This is a genomic window from Catenibacterium sp. (assembly GCF_052354645.1).
GTDB classification, from domain to species: domain Bacteria; phylum Bacillota_I; class Bacilli_A; order Erysipelotrichales; family Coprobacillaceae; genus Catenibacterium; species Catenibacterium mitsuoka_A.
In genome coordinates this window covers 1-9,000 of the sequence record NZ_DAWDDM010000065.1, presented here as the reverse complement: position 1 = coordinate 9,000, position 9,000 = coordinate 1, and the positions used below count along the sequence as shown (strand labels likewise).

Genomic DNA, 9,000 nt, shown 5'->3' with positions numbered 1-9,000 from the left:
GGTTTAGTTTTCCAGTTTCCAGAATATCAGTTGTTTGAAGAAACAATCGAGAAAGATATTATCTTTGGTCCCACTAACTTCGGTATGTCTGAAGAAGAGGCGAAAGAACGTGCAGGTAAGGTATTAAAGCTTGTTGGCTTAGATGAATCATATCTTGAAAGATCACCATTTGAATTATCAGGTGGACAAAAAAGAACAGTAGCCATTGCTGGAATACTTGCTATGGAACCAGATATTCTTGTCTTAGATGAACCAACAGCAGGTTTAGATCCACAAGGGGCTAAAGAAATGTTGGAATTATTTAAGAAGTTCCAAGAAAGTGGTAAGACAGTTATCATGGTCTCTCATGATATGAACCATGTATTACAATATTGTGATCATGTAGTAGTCATGAATCATGGTGAAGTAGAACGATATTGCGATGTAGATGAACTCTTTAGTGAAAGAGACTATCTTGAATCAATGAGTATCGATTTACCTGTTATTACTGATTTCATTCAAGAACTTAATATGGGTGGGTTCCATATCAACCCATCTATTAAAGATATAGATGAATTAGTTAACGCAATAGGAGGAGAATACAATGGATAGCATGATCATAGGACGTTATCTTCCTCTTAACTCTTTTATACATAAAAGAGACCCACGTTTAAAAATAGGTCTTCTTTTATTATTCTTAATTGCTGTATTTTTTGATGCAGGTTTTATTGGTTATGGTATTTTATCTGCCTATGTCATTTTATGTCTTCTTTTATCTAAGATTTCATTTAAGGATGTTATGAAGGCTATGAAGCCAATGATCTTCATGATGGCTTTTCTTGCCTTATTCAATCTCTTATTTTTACAGACTGGTTCTGTCGTATGTACTCTAGGACCTGTTAAAATCTATTCTGGAGCCCTAAAACAGACAGCCTATATTCTTATACGTTTAGTCTTAATTATCTCTATGACAACCCTTCTAACAGCCTGTACAAAGCCATTAGACTTAACACTAGGTCTAGAAAAACTCTTTGGACCACTTAAGAAGGTTGGTTTCCCAACTCATGAAATTGCGATGATGATCTCTATCGCTTTACGATTCATTCCTACATTATTAGAAGAAACACAAAGAATCATGAAAGCACAGGCATCTAGAGGTGTAGACTTCCAGGAAGGCACATTTAAAGAGAAGGTATCCGCTATTGTCTCTTTAATTATCCCTTTATTTATCTCTGCCTTCATGCGTGCAGATGATCTCGCAAATGCTATGGAAAGTAGAAACTATAACCCAGAAGCAACAAGAACACGTTACCATCAGGTAAAGTGGGATTTAGGTGATACACTATCTCTCATCTTTTCACTTATTGTTGTAACAGGTGTTGTAGTATTGAGCTTTATACTATGAGAATAAAATGTATAGTGACTTATGATGGTACACACTTCTATGGCTGGCAGATCCAGCCAGATAAACGTACAGTACAAGAAGAAATACAAAAAGCCATTTATAAGATCACTCATGAAGAAGTCACAATTCACTCATCAGGAAGAACAGATGCAGGTGTCCATGCAGTAGGGCAGGTCTTTCATTTTGATATCAATAAAGAAATACCTGAAAAACAATGGATTCGTGCCTTAAACAATTTCCTTCCTGATGATATCTATATCAAAGATTCATTCATAGTTGATGAATCTTTTCATGCACGCTATAGTGCAAAAAAGAAAGAATATCGTTATCTTGTTTCTACAAAACCTTATAACCCAATAGAAAGACTCTATGTCTATCAGCACAATCGCCCATTAGATATAGAGGCTATGAGGGAATGTGCTCAAATCTTTCTAGGAGAACATGACTTTGCTTCTTTCTGTGTCTTTAACGGTTTAGGAGATACAATCCGTGTTATAGAAACAATTGATATACAAGAAGAAGATGGTGTTGTCACAATGAGATTTGTAGGAAATGGATTCCGTCGCTATATGGTCCGTTTAATCTCTGGTGCACTTATTCAGGTAGGATCCCATTGGCGTACAAAAGAATTTGTAGAAGACTTGCTTAACTCTAAAGGAAAGAAAAAATGTTTATTCAAGGCTAAACCAGAAGGTCTTTACTTACAGGAAGTGTATTATGAAGAAGATGATTAACTATCATACCCACACATATCGCTGTGGACATGCAGTAGGAAATGAATATGAAATGATAGAAGCAGCATTACATGAAGGCTATCAAGAAATAGGCATGAGCTGTCATATCGCTTTACCTCATTACCGTTCTCATCTTCTTCATTCACTTTCTTCAATTCGTTCTATTCAAGGTCTCAAATCATGTATAGGTGCTTTTTTAAGAAATGGTCCTAAGATGCGTATGCCTTATGATGAAAAAGAAGATTATCTAGATGCGCTTAACAACTGTCAGAAGCATTTCCACTATATCAAGATATATAAGGGATTTGAGGCAGAATACTTTGAAGACTACCTAGATTACTATCAGAACTTATTAAGCTCTGGAGAAGTCGATTATTTGATTCTAGGACATCATTTCCATAAACATAGCATCCATGACTGTTACTATGGTAGAAAGAATCTTACAAAAAAAGATTTACTTAATTATGTAGAAGAATTAGAAAAAGCCATGGATACAGGACTATTCACTTACATAGCCCATCCTGATCTCTTTTTAATGGGATATGGAAAAATAGACGATGTCAGCAAAGAAGTCATCTTACGTATATGTAAGAAGGCAAAAGCCACAAACACCCCTCTAGAACTTAATGCAGGGGGTGTACGTAAAGGTAAAGTGAAGATGAATGGGAAGGACGTCTATCCTTATGCCAATGCTTATTTCTTTCAGATTGCCTCTATGATAGGCAATGATATTATTCTTGGATTAGATGCTCATTCACCCGAACAACTCAGCTGTGAGATGTATCATTATCTAGAAAAACTAGCTGAAGAATATCATCTTCATGTTCTTGATCACATCGAATTCAAGAAAGGAAAACAATAGAAAAATTCAAGAGAATTTTTCCTTTAATCATTGACAAAAGTGCGTGTGTTGCTATAATAAGATTGTTCTGTTCAAGGGGTATTACACCTAGATACAACAATGCATGAGTTAGTTTGTTCAGGAAACAGTCTGACCCTTATCAACGGACAATACGTTTCCCTGGATAAAATCATTTTAAAAAGACCCCGGTAAGGTTATTTTAAAAGGAGAAAAAAGAATGAGACAAACAACAATGGCTAAAGAAGCCACAATTGAAAGAAAATGGTATGTTGTAGATGCAACTGGTCTTACATTAGGTCGTTTAGCATCTCAGGTTGCTACAGTATTAAGAGGTAAGAACAAGCCTACTTATACTCCACATGTAGACACTGGTGACTATGTAGTTATCATCAATGCAGAAAAAGTAGTAATGACAGGTAAGAAGTTAGACAAGGTGAAGTACTATCACCATTCTGGATTCTTAGGTGGTTTAAAAGTTAAAACTGCTAGACAGTTCCAGGAACAGAATCCAACTGGATTCGTAGAAACTGCCATCAAAGGTATGCTTCCACACAACACTCTTGGCAGACAGCAGGCTAAGAAATTATTTGTTTATGCTGGTAGTGAACATCCACATGCTGCTCAGAAACCAGTAGAATTAAAGTTAAAGTAGGAGGAAGAATAAATGGCAAACGTACAGTACAGAGGAACAGGTCGTAGAAAATCTTCAGTAGCTCGTGTTATCTTAACACCAGGTACTGGTAAATGCGAAATCAACGGTAAGGCTGCTAAGGAATACCTTCCTTCAGACGTATTATTAATGATCGTTGACCAGCCATTAGAATTAACTGGTACAAAGGATAAGTTCGATGTAAAAGTTAATGTTAATGGTGGAGGTATCTCAGGTCAGGCTGGTGCTATCCGTCATGGTATCGCAAGAGCTTTACTTGAAGCTGGTTCTGATTACAGACCAACATTAAAGGCAGCTGGCTTATTAACTCGTGATTCAAGAGTTAAAGAACGTAAGAAATACGGTCTTAAAAAAGCAAGACGTGCTCCACAGTTCTCAAAGAGATAATATTATTTATCACTTATTACAAGAGACATTCAAGAACTCCCTTTTGGGAGTTTTTGTTTTACCTTAAAATAGAGTTTTGAACTTTGCTAGACACTGTCTAACAAAACATATTAAATGTTTCTCAGATAAAAAGGTAGTTTACATCTCTTTCTTAAATCGCTAAAATAGGGAATCGAGGTATTCACCTCTTATATCTTATGTAAAGGAAAAGGGAAAATGGGGATTTATTTCATTGTATGTCCGTTAGTCTTTCTAGCGGGTTTTGTAGATTCAATTGCAGGTGGGGGAGGTCTTATTTCACTTCCAGCCTATATGTTTGCAGGAATACCAGTACACGCCGCAATTGCGACAAATAAGCTATCATCTTCAACAGGCACAGTTGTATCGACTGTAAGACTTATTAAAAATAAAAAAGTAGATTGGGGATTTGTACCAGGAACAGTCATTGGCGCACTCATTGGTTCTGTCGCAGGCGCAAATCTTACACTCATTATGAGTGATTCAATTTTAAAGATGGTATTAGTTGTTCTTTTACCAGTTGTCGCAATCTGTGTATTAAAAGATAAGAATATGGATGTAGAAGTTCCAGTGGGAATGACAAAGACTAAACAATATTTGATTGCGATTGTATGCTCTTTTGTGATTGGCTGCTATGATGGATTCTATGGTCCAGGAACAGGTACATTCTTATTACTTGTATTTACTAAGTTTGCGAAGATGCCAATAGACAAGGCGACAGGAAATGTAAAGGTAGTAAATCTATCTTCAAACATTTCAGCATTAGTCACATTTATCTTAGCAGGAAAGATCCTATGGGGATTAGGACTAGCTGCTTCATGCTTTAGTATTGCAGGACATTATGTAGGTGCTGGAATGGTTGTGAATAACGGTTCTAAGATTATTAAACCATTAATTCCAATTGTATTAGTATTATTAATGATTAAAGTTGTATCAGGAATATAGTATTAAAAGGACTGAACCCAATAATGGATTCAGTCCTTAATATATGTTTTCTTATTGAGTATTCTTTACTTTAAAAGAAAAACAAGGAAAATGCAAGATTACAGTTCATCAAGGATAGGCAACACTTTGGTAGGAAGTCAACCAACAGACAGAAGGCAAAAACAATTATGATAAACGTCATTTTTTAGATGTGGAACATCCAGATGTTGATTTTAAATGTATCAAAGCTAAAGACATTCAACGCAATCCTGAACTTAAGAAAAAATACCGACCATATCAAGAACAGTGTCGGAATGCTTTTATTCAAGCAGGATATGACCCTGAAATAACGGCAAGTGTATATGATGGTTTTATCTCAAATATCGACCCGGAATGGTCATTCAATTGTGTTTGTACATTCTTTAAACCGAATGTCAATCATATCGCATATGAATACATGGAACGTTCATTTGGTTGTTTTGACCCTGATAACGATGATAGAATCTTACCGACAATATGGCGCAGTCGTTTCGACGTTATAGATGACGGTGAACAGTGTGATCAACTTGAAAACTTAATCGAAAACTGTAATTTAACAAATGATAACCTTGCACTCATCCCGCAGACATTAAAATTAAAATAATGCTCTGCATATTCATCATCTGTTAAACGTGTAAAAAATGTGATACATGGTATTTTTTTTCTATGCGAAACCAGTAGAGAATCCCTCTCTTCATATGCATAAATATAATGTCACGTACTATATTGACCGTTTCATAAGATGATGTGCTTATTTCTAAGCGACGATTGTAAAGTAATCAATTTTAAAATTTAATCTTAACGTATTCTTTAACTAGAATCCATTTTTGAAAATCAGTAATCTTTTAAAAGAAAATACTGATTATCAGACACAAAATTGTTTTCACAAATAGTGCTAAGTAGATTGTTTAAGGCTTTATAATTTTTTGAGAATATTATAAAATATGATAAATAATAAGGAGGAGCAATGATGATTACTATTAGAATCGCAACAGTAGAGGATGCAGAGTCTATCCAGAAGATTTATGCACCTTATGTCCTTAATACAACTATCACATTTGAATTAGAACCACCGACAGTCAAAGAAATGGCAGATCGTATCAGTCATACTTTAGAAAAATATCCATATCTAGTCGCAGTAGAAGAGGGAGAAGTGATAGGATATGCCTATGCAGGGACATTGTATGATCGTCGCGCCTATGATCATTCTGCAGAATTATCTATTTATATCGATGATAAAAAGCGTCATAAAGGAATAGGTCATCTTCTTTATAATGCTTTGATTAACTATCTTACAAGAATGAATATTACGAATCTTTATGGATGTATCACTTATCCAAATGATGCAAGTATCGCTTTTCATGAAAAATACGGTTTTAAAGAAGCTGCTCATTTCCATGAATGTGGCTATAAGTTTGATCAGTGGCTAGATGTAGTTTATCTAGAAAAGAGATTAGATAAAACGACTGAGCCCTTCATACCTTTTAAAGAACTATGTTAATAAGAGAATCATTAGAAAAATGTCCAATGAATCCTAATGAAAAAAGATTAGGACAGTACTTGATAGATCAGGGCATACAACTAGAAAATGCGACTGTAAGAACAGTCGCAAAGGAAGTATTTTTAGCCCCATCGTCAGTTGTCCGTTTTGTTCAGAAATTAGGATTTGAAGGATTCAATGATTTCAAAAAACAATATTTAGAAGAAATACGATACTTATCCACACACTTTCAGAAAATAGATAGTAATAGACCATTCTCCCAAAATGATAAGAATATAGTGATTGCGAATAAAGTAGGATTACTTTATGATGAAACGTTGCAGGATACGATTTCTTTACTCAATCATGATACACTTCAGGAAGCTATCAATCGTATTGAAAAGAAGGAACATATTGCGATTGTCGTATCAGGTGCCCAGAAGGGAATTGCGTATACCTTTAAAGAAAAGATGATGAAAATTGGTAAGAAGGTAGATATTTTTGATAGCATGGATGAAGCTTTTTATGAAGCATGTTATTGTACCAGCAATACATTATTTATTCTCATCAGCTATTCTGGTGAAACATCAAAATGTCTTTTTATCTGTCATAAATTAATTGAAAGAAAACTGTCTTTTATTACTATTACAACTTATGGGACTAACTCTCTTTCTAGTCAGTCAGACTGCTGTTTATATGTATCCACAAGAGAAAAATTAATTAATAATTTAGGTGCATTCTCTTTTAATCTTTCTTTACTTTATTTATTTGATGTTCTTTATTCAGGTTATTTTAATACAAGCTATGATGAACATTTAGAAAATAAAACAGTGACTTCTATGGAATGTGAAAACATATTTACAGACCATGGTAGAAAAACAGATAACCCAATCATTAAATAGAACAGTGTTCCCTAAAATCCTTAGAAATAAGGAACAAAAAGAGAACACTGTTGTTTTCGCTTACATTTTACTGTTTTCTTTATTTCTTTTACGTATAATGATGTTGTCAAAGGAGGAACGCAACATGAATAAAGAAGGCGTGAAAATCGTTACTATTGGTGGAGGCAGCAGCTATACACCAGAATTAATGGAAGGGTTCATCAAGAGATATGATGAATTACCAATCAGAGAAATCTGGCTATGTGATATCGAAGATGGTAAAGAAAAACTTGAAATCGTAGGAAAAATGGCACAGAGAATGTGGGATGCATCTCCTTATGATGTAAAAGTACATCTTACATTAGATCGTAGAGAAGCATTACCAGGAGCTGACTTCGTTACTACACAGTTCAGAGTAGGTTTATTAAATGCACGTATCAAGGATGAAAGAATTCCATTCTCTTATGGAATGTTAGGACAGGAAACAAATGGTGCGGGAGGAATCTTCAAAGCATTACGTACTATTCCAGTTATCTTAAGCATTGTAGAAGATATGAAGGAATTATGTCCTGATGCATGGTTAATCAACTTCACTAACCCAAGTGGAATGGTTACTGAATCAGTTATGAAATATGGTAAGTGGGATAAGGTTATTGGTTTATGTAACGTACCAGTAGGTGCTATGATGGATGAACCAAAAACAATCGGAAAAACATTGGATCAGTTGACTTATAAGTTTGCAGGTTTAAACCATTTCCATTGGCATAAAGTATTTGATGAACATGGTCATGATGTCACTAAAGACATCATCAATGCAATGTATGAAGGTAAAGATATGGGTATCCCAGCTAATATTCATGATATCCCATTCTTTAAAGAACAGTTATTACGTATGAATATGATTCCTTGTGGATATCATAGATATTACTATCGTGAAGAAGAAATGTTAGCACACGGTTTAAAGGAATACAATGATCCAAATGTTGGAACAAGAGGTCAGCAGGTACAGCAGACTGAACATGAATTATTTGAATTATATAAGGATCCTAACCTAGATCATAAGCCAGAACAGCTTGCAAAACGTGGTGGTGCACATTACAGTGATGCAGCTTGTGAAACAATTGCATCTATTTATGCAAATAAGTTAAGTCATATCGTTGTAACTACTAAGAATAATGGTGCAGTACCTGATCTTCCAGTTGATTGTGCAGTAGAAGTATCTTCTTATATTGGAAGTACTGGTGCACGTCCAATCGCTTTTGGCCCATTAGAACCAGCAGAAAGAGGATGGGTACAGTGCATGAAGAACATGGAATTATGTGTTGAAGAAGCTGCTGTAACAGGTGATTATGGAACTCTATTACAGGCTTTCATAATCAACCCACAGATTGTAGCTGGTACTAAAGCGAAACGTATTATGGATGAATTATTAATCGCCCATAAGAAATACCTTCCTCAGTTTGCGGATACTATTGCAAGACTTGAAGAAGAAGGCGTAACTATCAAAGATGATGTTGCAAGAGAATTAACTGAAAAAGGATTATAATATGCTTAACAGGCTCTTATGAGCCCAATGGAGTCAACTTAAGAAGTTGGCTCTTTTTTATTGCTTTTTTTCCTA

General features: G+C 35.0%; 11 protein-coding genes. All 11 read left to right on the top strand.

Features of this window, described 5'->3' with window-relative positions:
* A partial coding sequence (locus ACT8VG_RS04450) for an ATP-binding cassette domain-containing protein (protein WP_444195285.1) occupies positions 1-591 on the top strand: 591 nt, incomplete at its 5' end.
* Positions 584-1,384 (top strand): energy-coupling factor transporter transmembrane component T family protein, encoded by an 801-nt coding sequence (locus ACT8VG_RS04445; protein ID WP_187012191.1) that lies wholly within the window; start codon positions 584-586, stop codon positions 1,382-1,384. The genes ACT8VG_RS04450 and ACT8VG_RS04445, both read left to right, overlap by 8 nt.
* Positions 1,381-2,118 (top strand): tRNA pseudouridine(38-40) synthase TruA, encoded by a 738-nt coding sequence (gene truA / locus ACT8VG_RS04440; RefSeq protein ID WP_444195284.1) that lies wholly within the window; start codon positions 1,381-1,383, stop codon positions 2,116-2,118. Before ACT8VG_RS04445 ends, truA begins: the two co-directional genes overlap by 4 nt.
* On the top strand, positions 2,102-2,980 hold the full coding sequence (locus ACT8VG_RS04435) for a PHP domain-containing protein (protein WP_432269567.1): 879 nt from the start codon (positions 2,102-2,104) through the stop codon (positions 2,978-2,980). Before truA ends, ACT8VG_RS04435 begins: the two co-directional genes overlap by 17 nt.
* Positions 2,981-3,197: 217 nt before the next feature.
* On the top strand, positions 3,198-3,632 hold the full coding sequence (rplM, locus tag ACT8VG_RS04430) for a 50S ribosomal protein L13 (RefSeq protein WP_006505660.1): 435 nt from the start codon (positions 3,198-3,200) through the stop codon (positions 3,630-3,632).
* A 12-nt stretch (positions 3,633-3,644) separates the two neighbouring features.
* The gene (rpsI, locus tag ACT8VG_RS04425) at positions 3,645-4,037 is read left to right on the top strand and encodes a 30S ribosomal protein S9 (RefSeq protein ID WP_006505661.1); all 393 of its coding nucleotides are present in this window, start codon (positions 3,645-3,647) and stop codon (positions 4,035-4,037) included.
* Positions 4,038-4,253: 216 nt separating this feature from the next.
* A complete protein-coding gene (locus ACT8VG_RS04420) occupies positions 4,254-5,000 on the top strand; it encodes a TSUP family transporter (RefSeq protein ID WP_444195283.1) in 747 nt (248 codons plus the stop codon).
* 190 nt (positions 5,001-5,190) lie between these two features.
* Entirely contained in the window at positions 5,191-5,622 is a 432-nt protein-coding gene (locus ACT8VG_RS04415) for a hypothetical protein (RefSeq protein ID WP_444195282.1), read from the top strand.
* 366 nt (positions 5,623-5,988) lie between these two features.
* Complete coding sequence (locus ACT8VG_RS04410; protein WP_230310134.1) at positions 5,989-6,519, top strand: GNAT family N-acetyltransferase; 531 nt, start codon at positions 5,989-5,991, stop codon at positions 6,517-6,519.
* Positions 6,513-7,400, top strand: coding sequence for a MurR/RpiR family transcriptional regulator (locus tag ACT8VG_RS04405; RefSeq protein WP_187012185.1), 888 nt, complete (start codon positions 6,513-6,515; stop codon positions 7,398-7,400). The genes ACT8VG_RS04410 and ACT8VG_RS04405 overlap by 7 nt, the downstream gene beginning before the upstream one ends.
* 124 nt (positions 7,401-7,524) lie before the next feature.
* Entirely contained in the window at positions 7,525-8,925 is a 1,401-nt protein-coding gene (locus tag ACT8VG_RS04400; protein WP_444195281.1) for a 6-phospho-beta-glucosidase, read from the top strand.
* Positions 8,926-9,000: the final 75 nt, after the last annotated feature.